Here is a 21053-nt window from a genome sequence, read left to right on the forward strand (position 1 = left end):
GTGCTTATATAGTATAAATTTATCGCTTAGAATTATTTGATTCTAACGTACTCTTGCTAATGGGCTATTTAATAATAGGCTGTAAATTTTCATTTAAGGAGTTACCATGAAAAAAATCAACATGACTGATGCTAATACCATTGTAGGTGGTACTTGTAAAACAACCTGTAAAGATACTTATGAATGGTTAACAGGCAGCACGACGTTAACTTGTCAGGCAATTACTACATGTACAGATAAACACGGTAAAGTTGTTAGCCGTACAGCGACACCGACCAGTGTTGCTAACTGCCGTTAAGATATCAAATTGATTAACGATTAATATGTGATGATAACCCAGGCAAGTATAGGGTTAGTTATCTTGCTTGCCTGTTTTACTTTTATGAATGTGTTTTTAGCGCTGGAGTTTAATAAATTTAGCGTTAATTTAATGTGAAGATAATTTTATGCCTATAAAGAATGATATATCTACCAAAAAAAGCATTTTAAGAAAAAGCGGGTTTTTTATAGGCTACACAATTTTTGTTATCTTGGTTTCTTCATTGATAACTACCGCCTACTTTCACTACTTCGTACTCAATCAGGACACACAGGAAAGCCTCATATCTGTCAGCAGTAGTGGCATTCAAGGCAGCCCTATCAAAGACGATAAAACTATTATCGAGATCTTCTCTTATGGTTGCCATTACTGTGCCATTAATGAAGAGAATATTGCCAAATTAGAACAGCGTATGCCGGAAGGGACACGTTTTATTCGCCTGCATATCAGCAGTGATCAGCCCAGCGGCCTGGCGCGGTTTGCACCGATCTTTGCCACCTTAAGCGTCATGGGAATTGAACCACAATATCGCCAGAGTGCCTATAAAGCGGTGCTAAAAGATAACATTGATTTAACTGACCGCAGCCAACGAGACGCTTGGTTAAAATCGAATGATATTGATGTCGTAAAATATCAGCAGACCAGCCAGTCGGCAGAGGTTACAGACCTGCTCAACTATATGACGGCGGTCAGGACATATTACAAAATTGACGCTACACCTGCTTTTATTGTCGGTAAAAAATGGGTAGCACTTCAGGATCGAACGTTCCCTGCGTTCTCAGACCATCTTTTGTCATTATTACAGCACGATAAGGCACTGGACAAATAATGAGGCTGTTTGTCGTCTGGGGTTATTTTACCTGGAGAAACCAACTCGATAAGTTGGCCTTTCGTGGTGCAGTATTTAGACGTATGCAGCTAAAACTGGCTTGCTGGCTATTACACCACGGTGATTACCGCTTTTTATTGTGGTGTGCTGCGGTTCGCCGCGTGATGGGCTTGAATTCACGGCGACAGAAAAATTTGGCGCGGGTGGCGGCGGCTAATAGCCAATGCTTATTGCAGGGTCAGAACAGCCCGTCAATGCGGAATTTTATCCAAATAGCCCAGCGTCGTCAGGTATTGGAACTGGCTGCAACTTATGGGCAAAACCGGCAAATTTTAGCGCAGTTAGCTGCCTGCACCCAACAACTGGATAATCAGGTGAGTGCGCTGCATCAGGCGGGTTCACCGGTCATTCTGGCCCCACTGCATATGGTTTCCGATGTTCTGGCGGGCATAGTCGGTGCAGGGGTTTACCCGGGGCAGGCGACGGTGGTCGTTTCGGCCAGCGCGGAGGCTTATGAAGAGCAGGCTCGGCAAATGGGCGGCGTAAATATTTCTTACTGCTCGATCCATGCGGATAGCCGTGCAATTGCAGGTAATCTGATGGATGCCATTATGCAAGCGGCTGAACATAAACAGAATATCATTATCTTCCCCGATATCACGCCGGATTACACCGTGAATAACCAGATGGCTGAAACGGCCAAAATGCCCTGTCAGTTATTTAACCGCCCAGCGAGTTTGCACAGCGGCATTATTCGCGTTGCCAGAGCACTGTCAGCGCAGGTGGTTTTTTATTATCTCTATTACGACAAAGAAATAAAAATCCATATTTACCCTGCGCTCACGGCTCGGGAAGTAAAAATGAAATTACCCGAATTGATTGAAATATCAATGATACAGCATCCACAAGACTGGTTGTTATGGCACTCGCATTCGTTATTTTTTATTAACGAATAATGTTACTTACGAAGAATAGTAGAAAATGGAAAAGATAATCCCGCCGCTGATTTTTCAGAGCGAAACCAATGAATGCGGCCTGGCCTGTATTGCGATGCTGGCACAGACCCAAGGCATCAACGCACCGTTGGAGAGCTTACGGGAGCGCTATCCTGCATCTGAGCACGGAACGTCACTGGCGACCCTGTGCACTATTTTGTCTGAACTGGCGATACCGGTTTATCCGGTGGTATTTGAACATCAGGAACTGTCTGCCTTGCCATTGCCTGCTATTTTGCATTACGGAGCCAGTCACTACGTGCTGCTCGCGTACCGCAAAGGCAACTACGTCTGTGTGATGAATCCGGCGATCGGCCAGCAACTACTGCCAATGGACGCATTAAAAGCGGAAATCAGCGGCTATGCACTGGTGCTGGATTCTGAAACACCGGCCTCCCCTGACGCGATAAAGAAGATTGAACACAGCACACGACTGAGTGCGCTTGATTGCATGAGCCTGAAAGAAACGGCTAATGTCCGTGGCATCTATTGGCTGATGACGTTAGCGCTCTTGATCTCGCTGACGTTGTTTATCATGCCGACGATGGTCAGCAGTGCAATTAATGACGTGTTTTCTTCTGTCGGAAAGACTGATTTCCCCTATTTCTATTTTCTGCTGGCCTTCGTGGTTGCTACATCATTAGCTTTTGTGGTGCGATATATCACCGAGCGCTATATCAAACAATTTGTGGTGCTGAGCAGTGTGGCCGGATTCTCTCGCTTACTGAGCCATTCACTCAATTTTTTTGATAAACGCGCCCCAGGGGATATCTTCAGCCGTTTTTCAAATTGGCAGATGGCTGCTACACAGAAAATCGAGCTGGATAACGGCCTGCGAACTGATTGGATAATCGGTGCCATTGCATTAGCGGTGATGTGTTATATGAGTCCGTTACTGGCGATGGTTTCTGTCGTTGGCGTGATATTGATGGGCTTGATCAGTATTTGGGCTATTTATCGCGATCGCTATTACACCCAACAGTTACAGGTAAAAGGCGCTGAGCAAAGTGATTTTATTCTGGAAACGATTCAGGGCTTTTCTACCATTAAATCAGCGGGTTTAGCCAGCCAGCGCCAGAGTGTATTTGCTGGCCTGGTACTGTCACTGTTCAGTGCGTTACAGAAGAAAAAAATCTACGATCAGGTCAAAAATAGCCTGTATCAGCTGATCGGCAGCCTGGAAATGGTGTTCTTTATGCTGCTGGCATTGCCGATGTTAAAGCAGGGTACACTGAGTTTAGGGGAGTTTTTTGCTTATAGTTTTGTGCGCGAGATTTTCACCTCCTATATCACCAAGATCTTTTATGCCATTTTGCAGAAAAACCAACTGCATGTGATTGATATCCGCGCCCGTGATCTGTTCCCTGCCGGGCAACAAACGCCCGCCTCCACTGATTCATCTATTCCTGCGGCTGTTCCGGCGTTTAGTCGTCAGTTGGTTTATCAGGATATCTGTTTTGCTTATGACGCCAGCCAGCCGGTGTTGCGGGATCTCTCGCTCTCGCTTGCGCGCGGCCAAAGTGTGGCGATTATCGGGGAGTCAGGTGCCGGAAAGAGCACGCTACTAAAAGTGATGGCCGGGTTGTTGCCGCCACAGCAAGGGCAAGTTCTGGTGGATGGGCAAGCCGTTGATTTTCAGCAGGCGCATAGCTTGTTCTTCCTGCAAAGTCAGGAAGATATTCTGTTTAATGCCTCGGTATTACACAACATTACTCTGTTCGACGGGCATCTGGATGCGGCCAAACGTCAGCGTATCGAACAATCATTACAAGGTCTGCAATTAACCCCCGTTATCGATAAATTACCCGGCGGCTTAAGTGCGTTGGTGCGGGAGAGTCATGCTGCGCTATCACTGGGGCAACGTCAGCGTTTATTACTGGCGCGGGCGATGTACAGCGATTGTCCGGTGCTGGTACTGGATGAACCGACGGCCAATCTGGATGAAGAGACGGCTCATCAGGTGATGCAGACCTTGCTGTCTCATTGTCGCGAATATCGTAAAACCCTGATTACCGTGACTCACAGTGAAAGTGTGTTGCCGATGTTTGACCGGATCTTCCGCTTGCATGACAGCCAATTGGCGCGTTTTTCTCGGCCAATGGCATCAAATCACCTGACACCCGCGGTAGCTCAATGATGCGCATCAACTTGAAAAATCCAAAACAACGCCTGTCGCTTATCGGGCTTATCGTTTTGCTACTGATTATTGGCGTAGGGATTGCACTTTCGTTGAGTCATCGCACGCCACAGGCTGCGCCGTTAACTGAAACTCTCAGTCGTGGTGACATAGAAAAGAACGTCATGGCGACCGGCAGTTTAAAGCCGTCGTTGCAGGTTAATGTTGGCGCACAGGTCAACGGGCAGTTAACCAAACTCTATGTTAAACAAGGAGATCGAGTTAAGCGCGGCCAGTTATTGGCAGAGATCGATCCCACATTGCAGCAGAACGCGTTGCGCAAATCTGAAGCTGAATTACAAAGTGCGCAGGCGCAAAAACAAGCGGCTCAGGCGCTTTCACGGCAATATCTGCTGGAGTTTCAGCGGCAACAAACACTGGCCGAAGAAGGTTCAGGGATAAAAAGCGCACTGGAAAAAGCGCAGGCGCAGTACGACAGCCAACTGGCGCAAGTTCGCGTCAATGAAGCGCAGATAGTGCAGAGCCAAATGGCGTTGGAAACGGCAAAAGCCAATCTGGGTTTTACCCGCATCATGGCACCGATTGATGGCGAAGTGCTGGGTATCGTCACTAAAGAGGGGCAAACCATTGTTTCCTCTCAAACGGTGCCAACCATTCTGGTATTGGCGAATGTCGATACCATGACCGTCCACACCCGTATTTCAGAAACTGACATTCTCAAAGTCAGTGTCGGGCAGCCGTTGTGGTTCTATGTGGTGGCGAATCCCGATCGCCGTTACGAGAGCCGGATGGATGCCATTCAAGAGGCGTCTGCCGATAGCTTGCGTGAGGATGGATCTGGATCGGTGAGTAATTCGCAGCCTGCCGCGGTGTATTACAACGGTATTTTCAGTATCGCCAATAGCGAACGTTTGTTACGCACCTCTATGACGGCGCAGGTATTTATCATCACTGCGCAGGCGAAGAATGTGCTGCGGGTGCCTTTGTCTGCATTAGGGGTACAGCAGCCCGATAAGCGTTATCGGGTCGAGGTGATTAATGGTCAACAGCGTGCTGTGCGCTGGGTGCGGGTTGGCCTGCGAGATGGTCAGTATGCCGAGGTGAAAGAGGGGTTAGCGCAAGGTGATCAGGTGGTCGTTATGGGGGCGTCATTATGACCATAAAGACGTTTAGCGAAAACAGTGCGAAAGCCTCGGCGCTGATCGAGTTAAAGGGGATTTATCGCCATTTTACCTCAGGAACGCAGTCTGTTGCGGTATTGAAGAATATCTCACTGTCGATAAACCGTGGCGAGATGGTGGCTATCATCGGGGCTTCCGGATCGGGTAAATCGACGCTGATGAATATCATTGGCTGCCTGGACAAACCAACGCAGGGGGAAATGGCTATCCACGGCATCCCGACGGGCCAGGCAAGCAGTAAACAGTTGGCGCAATTGAGAAGCCAGTACATCGGTTTTATTTTTCAGCGCTATCACCTGATGCCTTATTTAACTGCCACTGAAAATGTCGTGATTCCGGCACTTTATACCGCGATGACGCCGGTTGAACGTCAGACGCGTGCGGTTTACCTGCTCAATCGTTTAGGGCTGGGTGGCCATCTGCTGCATAAGCCAGCTCAGCTATCGGGGGGGCAACAACAGCGTGTCAGTATAGCCAGAGCACTGATGAACGGTGCTGGCATCATTTTGGCAGATGAACCCACCGGTGCGCTGGACAGTGCCAGCGGGCAAGAATTGATGGGGATTTTGCACGGCCTGCACCAGTCCGGTCATACCATTATTATCGTGACTCATGACCGCAATATCGCTAATCAGGCACAGCGTATTATCGAGATAAGCGACGGCGAAATCATTGCCGATGGTCATAACGTGGCATTAAACCTCACGGCAGCACATGCTGCGCTGCCTGCCACTGCCGCCACAGGCCGCCCACACTGGTGGTTGAGTGTGCGTGAAGCAATAAAAATGGCCTGGCGCTCACTGCTCGGCCACCGTATCCGCGCCTTCTTATCGATGCTGGGGATCATTATCGGCATCTCGTCGGTAATATCTTCAATGGCGGTAGGGGAAGGCGCTCGTCAGGAGATTCTCAGTGAAATCAGTCAGCTTGGTACCAGTAATCTGGATATCCGCCCAGGATTGGGTTGGGATAAGCCTCGCCCTGATTTTGAGCGTTCACTCACGCTGGCTGATGTCGAATTGCTGCGTCGTCAACCTTATGTCGATAGCCTGTCGCCGGTGGTGAGTAGAGTGGCCGCTGCGGTGCGTGGTGATAAACAAGTGATGGTGACACTTTCGGGTGTTAGTAACGGATTTTTCCATGTGCAAGGGCTTGATTTTATTGCAGGTGCTGGATTTACCCAGCACCATGTTAACGAGCGTGAAGCGGTCATTATTCTGCAACCGGAACTCAGAGACACCCTGTTTGCTGCGAGTGAAAACCCGATTGGCGAAATTGTACAGTTGGAGGGAATTCCGTTGCGAGTGATTGCCATCGCCAAAAGAAAAGGAACGCAGTTTGGTGGGTTACTGACGGCGTGGATGCCCTATACCTCACTGACTGAACGTATCTCTGGTGATATGCCTTTGGAATTAATTACCTTACGGGTACGGGAAGGTTATCACCTCAATGAGGTGCAGCGTGATGTCGAAAAGGTACTGGAGCAGGCCCACGGGCAGCGTGACTTTTTTATTCTAACCAACGACCAGATGACCCGCGCAATTGAGAAAACCTCAGACTCAATGACGCTGCTAATTACCGCGATTGCTGCAATCTCGCTGCTGGTGGGCGGTGTGGGTGTGATGAACATCATGCTGGTTTCGGTCACGGAGCGCACTCACGAAATCGGTATCCGCCTGTCGGTGGGGGCTCGCCCCGGTGACATCATGCTTCAGTTTTTGATTGAAGCGGTGGTTATTTGCACCCTAGGCGGTTTGATTGGCATTGCCGGTTCTGCGCTGGCCGGGGTGATTTTCTCCTGGTTTACTCAAGCATTCACCTTGGTTTTTACCTGGTTACCGATGGTGCTGGCGTGCAGTTTCTCCGCACTGATTGGTTTGGGATTTGGCTTTTTCCCAGCGCGCAATGCAGCCCGTTTGCATCCAACACAGGCGTTGGCCCGAGAATGAAAAGAGTCATCAATACTGTAATTATTACACTGCTGCTCACCGGTTGCGGTTCCATGCTGAAAAGTGATTATCAGCGGCCGATGTTGTCGGTGCCTGATAGCTGGCGCATCAAGGATAGCGGTGGCGGTTACCTGCATCACAGTGTGCATTGGTGGGAGAATTTTGATGATCCAACGCTCACTGAAAATATCAACCGCATGTTGGTCAGCAACAATGATCTGGCGGTTGCCGGGCTTAAGTTACAGCAAGCAAGGCTAAGCGCTGGACTGACTAATACCAATTTGCATCCCAATATCACGCTGAATGGCGCTGGTAGTAATACCCGCTCTCTGAATGAGAATACCCAACCGCGTGAGAATTACAGCACTTCGTTAGGTTTGAGCTACGAACTGGATTTATGGGGCAAACTGGCCCGCGCCCGTGATCAATCACAATGGACAGTAAATGCCACCGAGCAAGACCGTCAGGAGACAGTACTTTCCCTGATTGGTACTACCGCTGACGTGTACTGGCAGATTGCTAAATTCAATCAGCAATTGCGCTATCAGCAGGCGGCAGTGGTTATCGCGCAGGACAGCCTCAAGCTGGTGCGTTCACGATTAGGGGCGGGGGATGCCAGTGAGATTGAGTTATTGCAGGCGCAGCAGGCACTGCTGGACAGACAGAATCAGTATCAGAATCTGCAACAGCAGCGGGAAGCGGCGCGCAATGCAATGGCGGTGCTGTTTAACCGTGCACCGGACTACCGTCAGGCTGAACGTAACTCACTGGATTTACAGCAACAAGTGCCAATCTCCGCAAGTTTACCGCTACAGGTCATCGCCCAGCGGCCTGATGTGCAAGCTGCCGAGTGGCGTTTGCGGGCTGCATTGGCCGGATCGGATGTGGCTAAACTCAATTTTTACCCGACGCTCTCGCTCGGTGCCAGCCTGGATGCTGGTAGCGCCATCTTCTCACAGTGGTTTAGCAACCCCAGCCGCACCTTAAGCGTAAGCAGTGCGCTGCCATTCTTACAGTGGAATACCGTGCAGCTCACCATCGAGCAGTCAACGCTGGATGTGAAACTGGCGGCCGTCGATTTTCGCCGCAAAGTTTACAGTGCGTTGAAAGATGTGGATGACGCAATGACTCAGCGGGTGAGTTACCAACTGCAAAAAGAGAATCAATGGCAAAACCTGCAACTCAGCCAGCGTCGGCTTACCCTGACCAGCAGCCAGTATCAGGCCGGTGCCGTTTCATTTCAGACCTTACTGGATGCGCAGGATGCTCTGCTAACCAGTGAAACCAGTTTGCTCGAACTTCAATATAACTACCTGAATGCCACCATGAAATTGTGGTTGGCGTTAGGCGGTGGTAGCGATGACAGCAGTGACAGTAAAGGAATTAAATCATGACAAATACAGCAAAACAGCGTCGTGTGGTGGTAACCGGTTATGGCTCTGTCACCCCGCTGGGCATGGATGCGGAGCAAAGCTGGGCGGCTATTATGGATTATCAATTGGGTTATCGCTATTACGACAAATCTGCACAGGGGATCACATCGCGCTTTTTTGGTTTGCTGGATGCTGAACCTAATTTGAAATCAGTGCCTGCGGCTATTCGCCGTCGTCTGCCTCGTTATGCTCGCCTGGCTCTGGCGGCAGCACGGGAGGCGATGGGAATGGCTTTCGGCGAACAGTCGCTTGACGATTATTATGATTTGCTGGATTGCGGCACTATCATCGGCAGCGGTTGGGCTGGGCAAGATGAAACTCATGATAACTATGACGATTTTCTGCAAACCGGATTAGGCACGCCGTTTGGTTGTTTCCTGTCGATGCCCAATGCCGGTACTGCGGCGTGCAGCTTATATTGGGGGTTACGTGGTTATCAGAATTCGCCCATCGCTGCTTGTGCTACCGGGACGATTGCCATCGGCGATGCCTTTGAAGTGATCCGCAGCGGGCGGGCCTCGATGATGCTGGCTGGAGCGGGCGAATCACTGCGCAGTGATGCGGCGATATGGAATATCGATATTCTCGGTGCATTAGCGCGCGAGCAGGACGATATCACTAAAGCCAGTTGCCCATTTAGTCTGGATCGCAACGGGTTTGTGCTTTCCGAAGGTGCTGCGGTGCTGTGTTTGGAGGAGCGGGAAGCGGCATTGGCACGCGGTGCTGCTATCCTTGGCGAGATTAAAGGTTACGGTAACTATTCCGATGCCTTTGATTTTACTGCACCAGCAGAAGATAAAGTGGCGCGGGTTAAAACCATCCAGCGCGCTATCCAGCAAGCAGGTTTGAGCGCAGCAGAGATTGATTACGTCAATCTTCACGGCACCTCGACCCAGCTTAACGATCTCAATGAAACTCAATCCATCAAACAGGTGTTTGGTGACGCGGCATATAGCACGCCACTGTCTAGTACCAAATCCTATTCGGGCCATTTGATTGCTGCGGCTGGCAGCTTTGAATCGATTATCTGCCTGCAAGCACTGAAACACCAGATTATGCCAGCCACTTGCCATCTTAAAAATGCCGATCCGCAGTGCGATCTGGATTACATCAAAGAGGGCCACCGGCCAAAAGCCTTACGCAATACCCTGAACCTTAGCTTTGGTTTCGGCGGGGCGAATGCCGCACTGGTCATCGGGCTGGATTGAGTATGATAGCCAACGACAACACGACGTTTAGCTATAACTACAGTCGCAGTGATGCGGAACGCTGGGCTGAATTTTCTGGTGATCATAATCCGATCCACTTTGATCTTAAACATGCACAACTTCTGGGGCAACAACAACTTACAGTGCATGGAATGCGGGCGATGCTGGATCTTAAGTACCAACTTAGCCGCGCGCTATTGCCGCTATCGCCCCGCGCTGATTTTTTGCGTTTTAACGCCCGTCTGCGCCAACCGGTGTTGTGCGATAGCGCTTATCAGTTGCAACTGAGTCTGGCGAACGCGCAGGTTAGCGGTAACCTGATTAATAGCGGCAGTGGTGAGAACTGCTTTAGCAGCAAATTGCGCAGCACCTCCCCGTTAACACTGACTAAATGCGGATCGTGGGCTTCGCTTGCCGGCAGCGAAGTACATCAATTTAGCCAGCAGTTTCCGGGCGATGCCACATCACCTGCCGAGTGTTGGGGGTTCTTCGATGCGTTGCTGTTTAAATTGTTAATTGCCGCCCCGCAAACGCTGGTAGCGGCTAAACAAATTTTATCGGGTATTCAGGCCGATACCTTGATTGACATCTTCCGCCACGTCCCGGTCATTCAGACCCACCATGACGTGCAGTTCAGCGCGGACTTTATGAGTATCAATAACCCACATTTATTTGTCCGTAGCGCCCTGCACTATGCCATTGAACCGACGTTAATCGTGGGAAATCAATATGATGGATGGGTATTGCGTTCGGCTATTCAGGCCCGTTCAGATGCCGGGCCTTTAATCACCACCGCTGTAACATTAAAAACGTGGCCATTAGCCGCGCATTAACAGGAGTTCATCATGGAAAAGTATCAACAGGTTTATGACACCGTTTGCGAAATGTTGTGTGACGCTAAAGATCTGGAAATGTCAGTGCTGTCGCCTGAGATGTCACTGCATCAACTAAAACTGGATAGCCTGGATTATGTCGAATTGATGGTGCTGGCTAAACGTGAGTTTGCTGCCACATTGAATGCCGAGATGTTTATGGAAAATCCCAACATGACTTTAGGCGAACTTTGCCAGAAGTTAGCAGAACAGAAGAAATAATATTATGAGCAGGCAATGGGTGTTAATTACCGGAGGCAGTCGCGGTATTGGACGAGCCTTGGTTGAGGAGCTGGCTAACGAGTGGAATGTTATTTTTACCTGGCGCAATGATGAGCAGCAAAGTCGTGATGTGATAAGTCACTGTGAAGGGCTGGCTGGCTGGGTGAAAAGTTATCGTTGTGATGGCAGCAATCAGAGTGATGTCGATGCATTGGCCCCGCAGTTACTGGAAAAGTACGGGCCACCCGGTGCCGTCATCCATAATGCGGGTATCACTGGCGATGGCCTGCATATTCAGCAAGATGGTGATAACTGGCGTAATGTGTTGGATACCAATTTGAATGCGGTTTTTTATTGGAATAAACATCTATTACCTCAAATGATGATACAGGGCGAGGGGGCGGTGCTATTGATGTCGTCGGTTACGGCCATTAAGGGTAACGTCGGGCAGAGCGCTTATGCTGCCAGTAAAGCTGCGATGATTGGCCTTGGTCGCTCGCTGGCACTGGAAATGGGGCGCTTTGGTATTCGGGTAAACTGCCTGCTGCCGGGGGTGATCGACAGTGATATGACTCGCGCGATGCCTGCGGAAGCTCTAAAAGGGCTACGCAAACAGATCCCACTGCGGCGTTTGGGGAATGCACAGGAAGTCGCGCGCGTCAGTGCCTTTATGATTGGTAATGATAGCCGCTATATGACGGGCCAAACACTGGTATTGGATGGTGGGTTGACAGCTTAAGTCTTTATTAGCAAAAGACTCTCGTCATCAACGGTCGTCTTTTACTATCAAGAGATAACAATTTATTATTCGTTTATTCTGAGATGTTCCATTTATGTGCCAATGTGGATTTTGTCTGACCGCTCAGCCATTGATTAACTTCATTTAGCAGCTGCTTATTATCTTTAGCCATCATATAAACTTTATAACTGCCAGTACCGGGTAATACTTCGGCTGTCGCTACACAAAATACGCCCGGTTCTTTGCTTTGATAATAATCCCCTTCGATCAAGTCGGTGAACATAATATCAGCGCTCTTATCCCGCACGCCTTGCAAGTTAGCTACATTATCTTTGGTTCGGATAATCTGCGCTTGCTTGATATTGGCATCAACAAACGATTGATTGGTGCCGCCCGGATTGACGATGACTTTAACGGATTTGCGATCAATAGCCTCCAACGTTGGGAATTTCTGGGATTGCTGGCAATTGGCGAGAGCAATTTTACCGTTTTTCACTACGGCGTTGGATAAGACAAATTGTGCTGCGCGTCCCGGTGTTGCCGTTACACCGCCCATCGCGATATCAAATTTATCTGCCGCCAAATCCTCGGAAAGTGTTGGCCAACTGGTCATGACAAAATTAACCTTAAGATTCAGGTTATCAGCCAGTGATTTTGCCATATCCACATCGTAGCCAATTAACTTACCTTGCTTATCGTGAAATGCCAGCGGAGCATAATCACCAGGCACGCCAATGCGTAATTCCCCACTTTGCTTAATTTCCTGCCAATTTTTTGCCAATACTTGCTGGCTACTGATTAAAGCCAATACCATTATTCCCAGCGATAATTTCTTCATTTTTACTCCTGTTATTTTTATAAAAGACGGGTAGGGCCAATCAGAGTAACAATAGCGGAGGTTATCCCCCGCGATTGTTTCGCGAGGATTACACCCAGCCTTTGGTGCGGAACATTTTTAACACCGTAACAAATGCCATCATTTCTTCCGGCGTTCCTAACGTTAGGCGATTCCAACCTACGGCGGGGGGAAATTCACGCCCGACAAATATATGATATTGCTTCATCCGGTTTTGATAGGTTTTGACATCGCCATTTACCTGATGGAAGACAAAGTTTGCCTGCGATGGTACATAAATCAATTTAAGTTCATCCAACGCGGTCGTAACAATACGGCGGGCCTGATCAGCAGACTGGCGGCTGTATTGCACGAAAGGCTTATCCTGCAATGAGGCTAATGCCGCGACAGCACCGGCTGTATTGGTGTTATCTAACGAAACGAAGTTCTCAACAGCAGCAATCAGTTCTGGGTGTGCGACGCCATAACCTATTCTTAAACCTGCCAGCGCAAATATTTTTGAGAATGTCCGTGTCACGACTAGGTTCTTATGACCGGCCTGTACCAGCCCGATAGCACTGCGAAACGCGGGATCACTGACAAATTCTGCATAAGCTTCGTCAATAATAAACAACGTATCCGGTGAGGCATTTTTAACCCAGGCTTCAATCAGATTCGCTGGGGTGATGGTGGCAGTCGGGTTATTGGGATTGCATAGATAGACAATCGAGCGGCCCTTGAAATCTGCTACTTTTTTCTGCATAACGGGCAGATCAAAGGCCATTTCTTTGGTCAGAACGACTTTCTCAATCGGGATAGCGAAAGGTTTGGCATACAACTCGGCATAATTAAAGGTTGGGTCTGGCACTACTAGCTGGATTGGCGTCTTATCCTGTTCGGCCTGGCGGATGATGGCTTGAATTATCGCTTGAATAGTTTCAGATGAACCATTTCCCAATGAAATATTTTCAGTTTTTAGTTGATATTCTGTGGCGATATTTTCAATTAATTGCTCACGGGCGGCATCCGGGTAACGAAATGCTGTCGGTAGTACCGTGATAATAGCCTGATGTGCTTTAGGCGACATTCCCAGTGAATTCTCATTAAAATTTAACAGCAGTGGCCGCAGCTCGCCAGGCACTGGTACGGGGTGTTTTATTTTTTCGCTATTTGCCTGCGCGCTAGGAATAAGGCTATTTAACGTTAACCCACCCAGCAGCAAACCTGACGATTTTAAAAGGGTACGACGATCCATGCAGACTTCTCCTATCTGGATTTCTATTACATTTTTGTTATATGTATCTATGAGAATAACGTTATGTCTTATTTTTAAGCAATAACTTTTAAAAAAAAGTATTCACTTCCAGAGGGTTACAAGAATATTCTGTATTTTTTAAGGATGTTCTAGGATTTATTTAGGGTGAGTTCACAATGAGGGGAATAAAAAGTTTCCGCAGCATTTACGATCAAATACTGCGAGAAACCCATTATTGCTAAGTATGTTAGAAATTAACCCGGAAACCTATGTTAGCCATGATGGGGGACTCAACGTAGCTCCCTTTACGGTAGTTGGCTTCCGCATAAATTGACGCTTGTCTGGTCAAATTGAGGTCGACTCCCAAACCATATTTTCCGGTATTGCCAGAGAGATTATTATTAAAATCATTAACCTGGTTGATAGTGACGTTGTTTGACTTAATGAATTCTCTTTCAACCGCAACTTTGGCGTAAGGCCGAATGATAGCGCCATTTTTCAGGTCAAATTCTGTCCCTATTTGAGTCCCTATTTCACCTTTAGCTGAACGATTATTATCAAGAGCTGCTTTCATGCCATTATTCAGCACAATATCTTTGCCTTGTGCAGTAAAATAGCTGGTTCGGATATAAGGTTCGACAAACCAATTCTCAGACAGTCTGTAGTGGTAGCCCGCTTCCAGCGATCCACCTACTGCATTCTGGTTATAATCGCTTTTGACCTGGCTACCATTGGTCATATTTGCATTCAGAGAGTTATTGAAACGGTTCGCTTTAAGTACCGCATCAATATAATAACCCGTGTTATCGAAATAACTGCCATAAGCACCCAGGCTATAACTGTCGACGGTACTATTGCCACCACGAGCATGTTTCACTCGGTTATTGCTATAAGAAGTAAAACCACCTAATACCAGTTGGCCGGAAGAAAGCCCCAATACTTTATCAGCACCGATTTCAACGCCATTCTGCTGCAAGCGGTAAGCAGCATCGTGTGCGGTATTAATACGACTATTATTGGTTAAATAGCGGCCCCAAACACCGCCGTTATCGCCTTTACTGCGGTTAAGGTCACCTTTACGCAGGCGCAGGTTTTGTAATTCACCATCGAAAATAAATTGGTTGGATGAAGCCATACTTAATACCGCATCCGTTGATGGCGTTGTTTTGGCGGCTGGAGGCTGGGTAGGATTCGGTTGTTGAGGCTCTGGTTCTGGTTCTGGTTCTGGCTCAGGAGCTGGTGGCACAGGCGTTGGTTCAGGCGTTGGCTCAGGTGCAGGAGGTGCAGGCGCGACACCGGTATTCAGATCACTGCCTAAATACCATAGATTGCCCCCTGCCCGTGTGGTGTTATCCCATTTATTCAAGCTATATACATAAGTACCACCATCCACTTCGGTGATGTTAGCACCTGAGAGTGAAGCCAGTGAGAATGTCGCATCACCGCTGAGATCGTGGATAAGATCTAGCGTTGTCGTATCCGGTGCGGTTATCTCACTACCTGAGTCGTTTACGATGACTTTATGTGAGCCGCTGCCATTAGCGATAGTGACAAAGTTGCCTTTACCTTCTGCGATAGACGTATTGAACTGGAAAGCGCCAGAACCGGAAAGGTTGCCGATATTCAACGAGGTATAGTTCACCCCCGTTCCTGACTGGAAAACCACTCTGCCGCCATTCAACGCCAGATTATCAACCGTTGCGGCGGCATCGGTTGCCGCATTGTAGCGCACCATCAAACTGGTATTTTCGCCATTAAGAACCACATTTTCAGCATATGCACCAGTGGTTGCCGCACTATCAAGATAGACTGTAGCTGCATTGTTTACCTGCGTCAGGCCGGTTAGTTTTGCTCCGGCGCGCACCCAAGAATAGGCCTTATCAAGTAAGGTGGTGTCATGTGATTCACCGCCGGAATAGATATTCTGATAAGCAGTGCCATTAAAGGTTGCAGCGCTGACAAGGCCAGTATCATAAATACGTTGATTAGCTTTGTCGTAAAATTTCGCATCAACACTATGGCCACTAGCCGCAACGATCTGTCGGCTGGAGTCAACAAATTCTGAGTCATAGGATGTGGCTTTGGTATCCCAGTTTTTGGCCTCTTTTTTCATACCCCACAGCATTTCATAAGAGGTATCTTGATAGCGGCTATTGGTGATGTAGGGATCAAATTCAATGCTGTCGTCTTCTTTCGTCTCAGTATAAGTTGAGCCATTCATAGCAAACTGGGTAGAAACAATTATTGCTGAATTGCCTTTGGCTATCGTCTGGTCAGCCGAGGTCATAACCCACATCAGGCTATTGTTTAACGTAGTATTTTCTGCACGACCTTCATAAGTTGGGCCGCCCTGATAATGGGTGCCGGTTATGGTAAAAGTACTGTTATTCACTTCGGTATAACGGATAGTACCTAAGGCGATTGCTGCGGAGAAATGATCGTGAGGATAATATAATTTATATCCTTCGCCATTAAATATAAAATGATTATCTTCAGTGCCAACAATTACGCCATCACCTAATGAAATACTGTGAAATTCACCTTCGCCAGATTTTGTTTGTTCACAAATGCCGGTAACCACATATCCGACACAGGGCACTGCATTGGCACTTATCGAGCTTGAGGTGTAAATAATGGATGAAATAGCTACGCTAAGGTAAGTTTTCCTGATGTTTTTATTCATAGAGGTAAATTCCAATTTTATTTTATAAAGTCATTAGCTTTCATGCATTCTCAATTGATGCATTATTATTCAGGCTTTTTTTGGGGTGAGATAATTCAATAGAGAGAATTATTGCGTATTAGTCTAAATACGATACATTCAATTTAATGAGTATTTATTATGTTAAGCCGTGAAAGGGATAGTAACTAAATAACCTTAGGTAAAGCATGGGAATTTGTGTCCATCGTTGTAGGAAAGTTCTCACTTAAAGGTGTGGGAGACCTCTCTAGCTAGGATCAGCATTTTTTCTTTTATTTATCATATATAAGTAATGATAAATATGATTTATTAGACGGCATCTTCAGCATCAGTGCCGACCTCGGATATATTTTCCGCTTCAATGTTTTATTCTTACTGATGATAATGTCAGGCTACTTTACAAACGTAGTTAATATATTCGCCAACTTATTAAAATAACAACTTAGAAAATGGTTAAGTATGAAGATGCCTATTTATGCCACTCGTTAGAAATTAATAGAGGAAAGGTACTACGCTTTATTCAATATTGGTGTTTGTCAGTAACCCGACTCTGCTGAATTGAGTGGTAGATTCTATATATGGCTGTGGGTTCTGCCACTGTCACCATGATGGATACGATAATAATTTGCGGCACCGATATTAACGACGTATCCACATATCAGCTCATAAATCGATTAGTTCCGGAGTTATTGGTTTCACCATTGTCACTGACTCGTTATGCTGGCGGGTAAACAATACGGTGGTATGACACTGAATGAGTCTGTTAAATATGATACCACCGCAGCCGTTATCGCATCGGGTATCACTTTCCTGCTTCCTTACATCATATGATCGAAAAGAGACATTTTATGAACAGCACTGACATTGATAAATTAGTTGCCGGCTTCCCTTTGGTCAAAAAGCTTATCAATTTAGAGACGGTGACCTGGTTTAACCCGCTTGCTACCACACTAGAGCAGGGGCTGCCGTATGTTGGATTAACCGAGTACGATGTCGCGGATGCCGAGGCACGATTGCAACGATTTGCGCCTTATTTGTGTCTGGCATTCCCTGAAACACAAAAGACCAATGGTATTATTGAATCTGACATTGTAGCCATTCCCACCATGAAGAATACGCTGCAACAGCGATACGGTGTTGAGATCCACGGTCAGCTCTTATTGAAGAAAGACAGCCATTTACCTATCTCTGGTTCGATTAAAGCGCGCGGCGGTATTTATGAAGTGTTAACCCATGCTGAAAAGCTGGCGTTACATGCCGGTTTATTAGTTGAAACCGATGATTACAGTAAATTGTTCTCGGATGATTTCCGCCAATTCTTCAGCCAATATCGCATTGCGGTGGGATCGACTGGTAACTTGGGCATGTCGATTGGCATCATCAGTGCCAAGCTGGGATTTCGCGTCAGTGTGCATATGTCTGCCGATGCGCGCGAATGGAAAAAACAGAAACTCCGTGAGCATGGGGTAAACGTGGTTGAGTATGCACAGGACTATGGCGTGGCGGTAGCGCAAGGGCGTAAAGAGGCCGAATCTGACCCGAATTGTTTCTTTATTGATGATGAGAACTCGCAAACCCTGTTCCTTGGCTATTCGGTGGCGGGCAACCGGTTGAAGAGGCAGCTTGCCGAACAGCAGATTGTGGTGAATGAAAATCACCCGCTGTTTGTCTATCTACCTTGTGGCGTGGGTGGCGGCCCCGGTGGTGTAGCGTTCGGCCTGAAACTGGCATTGGGTGACCATGTACACTGTATTTTTGCCGAGCCAACCCATTCACCGTGCATGTTATTGGGGGTGTACACCGGTTTGCACGATGGTATTTCTGTGCAGGATATCGGTATCGACAACATAACCGCCGCAGATGGTTTAGCGGTAGGTCAGGCATCAGGGTTTGTTGGCCGTGCGATGGAACACTTACTCGACGGTTTTTATACTTTAAGTGATGCTGAAATGTATGACCTGCTGGGCTTGTTAAATCGCGATGAGGGCATTCAATTGGAACCTTCTGCACTGGCTGGGATGCCAGGCCCTGCACGGGTGAGTATGAGTTCTGACTATTTGCGTAATCAGCATCTTAGCGCGGAAAAAATGCACAATGCGACCCATCTGGTGTGGGCAACCGGCGGCGGTATGGTTCCTGGCGAAGAGATGAAAAAGTACCTTGCGACGGCGAGGATTTGATTGCTTTTCATCACAATAAAACGCCGCAGGTTAAAATGGCCTGCGGCGTTATAGTTTACTGCGATTCAACCTTTACTCAGCTTTAGCCTTTGGTACTCCGCGCGGCAATAATGGCATCGGCGATATTACGTGGCGCTTCGGCATAGTGTTTGAACTCCATGGTGTAAGTTGCACGCCCTTGTGACATGGAACGTAGCACGGTGGAGTAGCCAAACATTTCGGATAACGGCACTTCGGCATGGATAATCTTCCCGCCGCCAATCATCTCTTCCATGCCTTGTACCAGGCCACGACGAGAGGAAAGGTCACCCATCACGTTACCGGCGTACTCTTCTGGTGTCTCCACTTCCACACTCATCACCGGCTCCAAAATCACCGGCGAGGCGCGTTTGGCGGCGTCTTTAAAACCAAAAATTGCGGCCATTTTAAACGCCAATTCCGATGAATCCACTTCGTGATAGGAACCGAACGTCAAGGTGACTTTCACATCCACCACCGGATAACCGGCCAGTACACCAGTATTAGTGGCTTCGATCACACCTTTTTCGACGGCTCCGATAAACTCACGCGGCACCACGCCGCCTTTAGTCGCATCAACAAAGGCAAAGCCGCTACCGGCGGGTTGTGGTTCGAGGGTGAAAACCACATGACCATATTGCCCTTTCCCTCCGGACTGGCGCACGAATTTACCTTCAACGTCGGTTACGGTTTTGCGCACAGTTTCACGGTAGGTCACCTGCGGTTTACCGATATTAGCTTCGACACCGAACTCACGTTTCATGCGGTCAACAATAATTTCCAGATGCAACTCACCCATACCGGAGATAATGGTCTGGCCGGACTCTTCGTCAGTACGAATACGGAAAGACGGATCTTCTGACGCCAACCGTTGCAACGCGATCCCCATTTTTTCCTGATCGGCTTTGGTCTTTGGTTCAATCGCCTGCGAAATCACCGGCTCTGGGAATTCCATGCGCACCAGGGTAATGACGGCATTCGGGTCGCACAGGGTTTCTCCGGTGGTGACATCTTTCAACCCCACACAAGCGGCGATATCACCAGCGCGGATTTCATCCACTTCTATCCGGTTATTGGCGTGCATTTGGACGATGCGACCAATACGCTCTTTCTTACCGCGAATCGGGTTGTACACGCTGTCACCCTTGCTCAGTACGCCGGAATAAACTCGCACAAAGGTTAGCTGGCCGACGTAAGGGTCAGTCATCAGTTTGAACGCCAGCGCCGAGAACTTTTCATTATCATCGGCGCGGCGACTGACGTCGTTGCCATCTTCATCGGTGCCACTGACCGGCGGAATATCCACTGGCGATGGCATCAGTTCAACCACCGCATCAAGCATCCGTTGCACGCCTTTATTCTTAAAGGCACTGCCGCACAGCATTGGCTGGATTTCGCCGGCAATGGTACGCATACGCAGCCCTTGGGTGATTTCATCCACCGTCAGGTCGCCTGTCTCCAGATATTTTGTCATCAACGCTTCAGAGGCTTCAGCCGCCTCGGAGACCATTTCCTCGCGCCACTTATTGGCGGTTGCCAGTAAGTTTTCCGGAATTGGCCCATAGCTAAACGTCATGCCCTGAGAGGCTTCATCCCAGATAATGGCACGCATCAGCCGTAAATCGACCACGCCAATAAAGTGCTCTTCACTGCCGATGGGAATCACAATGGGCACTGGATTGGCTTTCAGACGATCAATCATCATCTGGCGTACACGGAAAAAATCAGCGCCCGGACGGTCCATTTTATTGACGAATGCCAGCCGTGGAACCCGGTATTTATTGGCCTGACGCCAGACGGTTTCCGATTGTGGCTGCACGCCACCGACCGCGTCATACACCATGACCGCACCATCAAGTACCCGCATGGAACGTTCTACCTCAATGGTAAAATCTACGTGCCCAGGAGTGTCGATAATATTAATGCGGTGCTCGGGCAAGGTTCGGTCCATCCCTTGCCAAAAGCAGGTCACGGCAGCCGATGTAATGGTAATGCCACGTTCCTGCTCCTGCGCCATCCAGTCAGTTGTCGCGCCACCATCATGCACCTCCCCCAGTTTATGACTGACGCCGGTGTAGAATAAAATACGCTCAGTGGTGGTGGTTTTACCGGCGTCGATATGGGCGGAGATACCGATGTTGCGATAGCGCTCGATAGGAGTTTTACGTGCCATATTAAGT

16 protein-coding genes are annotated in these 21053 nt (G+C 48.2%); 12 read left to right on the forward strand and 4 right to left on the reverse strand.

Annotated features, from left to right (window positions below; translation table 11 throughout):
- Nucleotides 1-106: 106 nt before the first annotated feature.
- The 11 genes from AT01_RS16345 to AT01_RS16395 all read left to right on the forward strand — a co-directional run bounded on the left by AT01_RS16345 (nt 107) and on the right by AT01_RS16395 (nt 11884).
- A complete protein-coding gene (locus AT01_RS16345; protein WP_042547894.1) occupies nt 107-298 on the forward strand; it encodes a DUF4762 family protein in 192 nt (63 codons plus the stop codon).
- Nucleotides 299-542: 244 nt separating this feature from the next.
- Nucleotides 543-1148, forward strand: coding sequence for a thioredoxin domain-containing protein (locus AT01_RS16350; RefSeq protein WP_235427168.1), 606 nt, complete (start codon nt 543-545; stop codon nt 1146-1148).
- Complete coding sequence (locus AT01_RS16355) at nt 1148-2104, forward strand: lysophospholipid acyltransferase family protein (RefSeq protein ID WP_042547895.1); 957 nt, start codon at nt 1148-1150, stop codon at nt 2102-2104. Before AT01_RS16350 ends, AT01_RS16355 begins: the two co-directional genes overlap by 1 nt.
- Before the next feature lie 25 nt (nt 2105-2129).
- Entirely contained in the window at nt 2130-4280 is a 2151-nt protein-coding gene (locus AT01_RS16360) for a peptidase domain-containing ABC transporter (protein ID WP_042547896.1), read from the forward strand.
- Nucleotides 4280-5437 carry an efflux RND transporter periplasmic adaptor subunit gene (locus tag AT01_RS16365; RefSeq protein WP_042548677.1) on the forward strand — a complete coding sequence of 386 codons (1158 nt, stop codon included), beginning with the start codon at nt 4280-4282 and terminating at the stop codon, nt 5435-5437. The genes AT01_RS16360 and AT01_RS16365 overlap by 1 nt, the downstream gene beginning before the upstream one ends.
- Nucleotides 5434-7410, forward strand: coding sequence for a MacB family efflux pump subunit (locus AT01_RS16370; RefSeq protein ID WP_042547897.1), 1977 nt, complete (start codon nt 5434-5436; stop codon nt 7408-7410). The genes AT01_RS16365 and AT01_RS16370 overlap by 4 nt, the downstream gene beginning before the upstream one ends.
- Nucleotides 7407-8804: an efflux transporter outer membrane subunit gene (locus tag AT01_RS16375; RefSeq protein WP_042547898.1), complete on the forward strand. Its 1398-nt coding sequence runs from the start codon at nt 7407-7409 to the stop codon at nt 8802-8804. The genes AT01_RS16370 and AT01_RS16375 overlap by 4 nt, the downstream gene beginning before the upstream one ends.
- Nucleotides 8801-10051, forward strand: coding sequence for a beta-ketoacyl-[acyl-carrier-protein] synthase family protein (locus AT01_RS16380; protein WP_042547899.1), 1251 nt, complete (start codon nt 8801-8803; stop codon nt 10049-10051). Before AT01_RS16375 ends, AT01_RS16380 begins: the two co-directional genes overlap by 4 nt.
- 2 nt (nt 10052-10053) lie before the next feature.
- Complete coding sequence (locus AT01_RS16385; protein ID WP_042547900.1) at nt 10054-10884, forward strand: MaoC/PaaZ C-terminal domain-containing protein; 831 nt, start codon at nt 10054-10056, stop codon at nt 10882-10884.
- Between the two features lie 12 nt (nt 10885-10896).
- Nucleotides 10897-11145, forward strand: coding sequence for an acyl carrier protein (locus tag AT01_RS16390; protein ID WP_004701204.1), 249 nt, complete (start codon nt 10897-10899; stop codon nt 11143-11145).
- Nucleotides 11146-11149: 4 nt separating this feature from the next.
- Complete coding sequence (locus AT01_RS16395; protein WP_042547901.1) at nt 11150-11884, forward strand: SDR family NAD(P)-dependent oxidoreductase; 735 nt, start codon at nt 11150-11152, stop codon at nt 11882-11884.
- A 73-nt stretch (nt 11885-11957) separates the two neighbouring features.
- On the opposite strand, the gene AT01_RS16400 is transcribed toward AT01_RS16395, so the two are convergent.
- The 3 genes from AT01_RS16400 to AT01_RS16410 form a co-directional block, all read right to left on the reverse strand.
- A complete protein-coding gene (locus AT01_RS16400; protein WP_042547902.1) occupies nt 11958-12722 on the reverse strand; it encodes a transporter substrate-binding domain-containing protein in 765 nt (254 codons plus the stop codon).
- Between the two features lie 88 nt (nt 12723-12810).
- Entirely contained in the window at nt 12811-13974 is a 1164-nt protein-coding gene (locus tag AT01_RS16405) for a pyridoxal phosphate-dependent aminotransferase (RefSeq protein WP_042547903.1), read from the reverse strand.
- A 247-nt stretch (nt 13975-14221) separates the two neighbouring features.
- Nucleotides 14222-16657, reverse strand: coding sequence for an autotransporter outer membrane beta-barrel domain-containing protein (locus tag AT01_RS16410; protein WP_042547904.1), 2436 nt, complete (start codon nt 16655-16657; stop codon nt 14222-14224).
- Nucleotides 16658-17523: 866 nt separating this feature from the next.
- Here AT01_RS16410 and AT01_RS16415 point away from each other — a divergent pair.
- On the forward strand, nt 17524-18855 hold the full coding sequence (locus tag AT01_RS16415; RefSeq protein WP_042547905.1) for a D-serine ammonia-lyase: 1332 nt from the start codon (nt 17524-17526) through the stop codon (nt 18853-18855).
- A gap of 82 nt (nt 18856-18937) precedes the next feature.
- Here AT01_RS16415 and fusA read toward each other — a convergent pair whose 3' ends face one another.
- Nucleotides 18938-21046 (reverse strand): elongation factor G, encoded by a 2109-nt coding sequence (gene fusA / locus AT01_RS16420; protein WP_042547906.1) that lies wholly within the window; start codon nt 21044-21046, stop codon nt 18938-18940.
- Between the last annotated feature and the right edge of the window lie 7 nt (nt 21047-21053).

The organism is Yersinia aldovae 670-83 (assembly GCF_000834395.1).
Taxonomy (GTDB): Bacteria; Pseudomonadota; Gammaproteobacteria; order Enterobacterales; family Enterobacteriaceae; genus Yersinia; species Yersinia aldovae.

Coding starts and splice junctions, on each gene's coding strand:
- AT01_RS16345 (WP_042547894.1), top strand. CDS start 107: ATGAAAAAAATCAACATGACTGATGCTAATACCATTGTAGGTGGTACT.
- AT01_RS16355 (WP_042547895.1), top strand. CDS start 1,148: ATGAGGCTGTTTGTCGTCTGGGGTTATTTTACCTGGAGAAACCAACTC.
- AT01_RS16360 (WP_042547896.1), top strand. CDS start 2,130: ATGGAAAAGATAATCCCGCCGCTGATTTTTCAGAGCGAAACCAATGAA.
- AT01_RS16365 (WP_042548677.1), top strand. CDS start 4,280: ATGCGCATCAACTTGAAAAATCCAAAACAACGCCTGTCGCTTATCGGG.
- AT01_RS16370 (WP_042547897.1), top strand. CDS start 5,434: ATGACCATAAAGACGTTTAGCGAAAACAGTGCGAAAGCCTCGGCGCTG.
- AT01_RS16375 (WP_042547898.1), top strand. CDS start 7,407: ATGAAAAGAGTCATCAATACTGTAATTATTACACTGCTGCTCACCGGT.
- AT01_RS16380 (WP_042547899.1), top strand. CDS start 8,801: ATGACAAATACAGCAAAACAGCGTCGTGTGGTGGTAACCGGTTATGGC.
- AT01_RS16385 (WP_042547900.1), top strand. CDS start 10,054: ATGATAGCCAACGACAACACGACGTTTAGCTATAACTACAGTCGCAGT.
- AT01_RS16390 (WP_004701204.1), top strand. CDS start 10,897: ATGGAAAAGTATCAACAGGTTTATGACACCGTTTGCGAAATGTTGTGT.
- AT01_RS16395 (WP_042547901.1), top strand. CDS start 11,150: ATGAGCAGGCAATGGGTGTTAATTACCGGAGGCAGTCGCGGTATTGGA.
- AT01_RS16400 (WP_042547902.1), bottom strand. CDS start 12,722: ATGAAGAAATTATCGCTGGGAATAATGGTATTGGCTTTAATCAGTAGC.
- AT01_RS16405 (WP_042547903.1), bottom strand. CDS start 13,974: ATGGATCGTCGTACCCTTTTAAAATCGTCAGGTTTGCTGCTGGGTGGG.
- AT01_RS16410 (WP_042547904.1), bottom strand. CDS start 16,657: ATGAATAAAAACATCAGGAAAACTTACCTTAGCGTAGCTATTTCATCC.
- AT01_RS16415 (WP_042547905.1), top strand. CDS start 17,524: ATGAACAGCACTGACATTGATAAATTAGTTGCCGGCTTCCCTTTGGTC.
- fusA (WP_042547906.1), bottom strand. CDS start 21,046: ATGGCACGTAAAACTCCTATCGAGCGCTATCGCAACATCGGTATCTCC.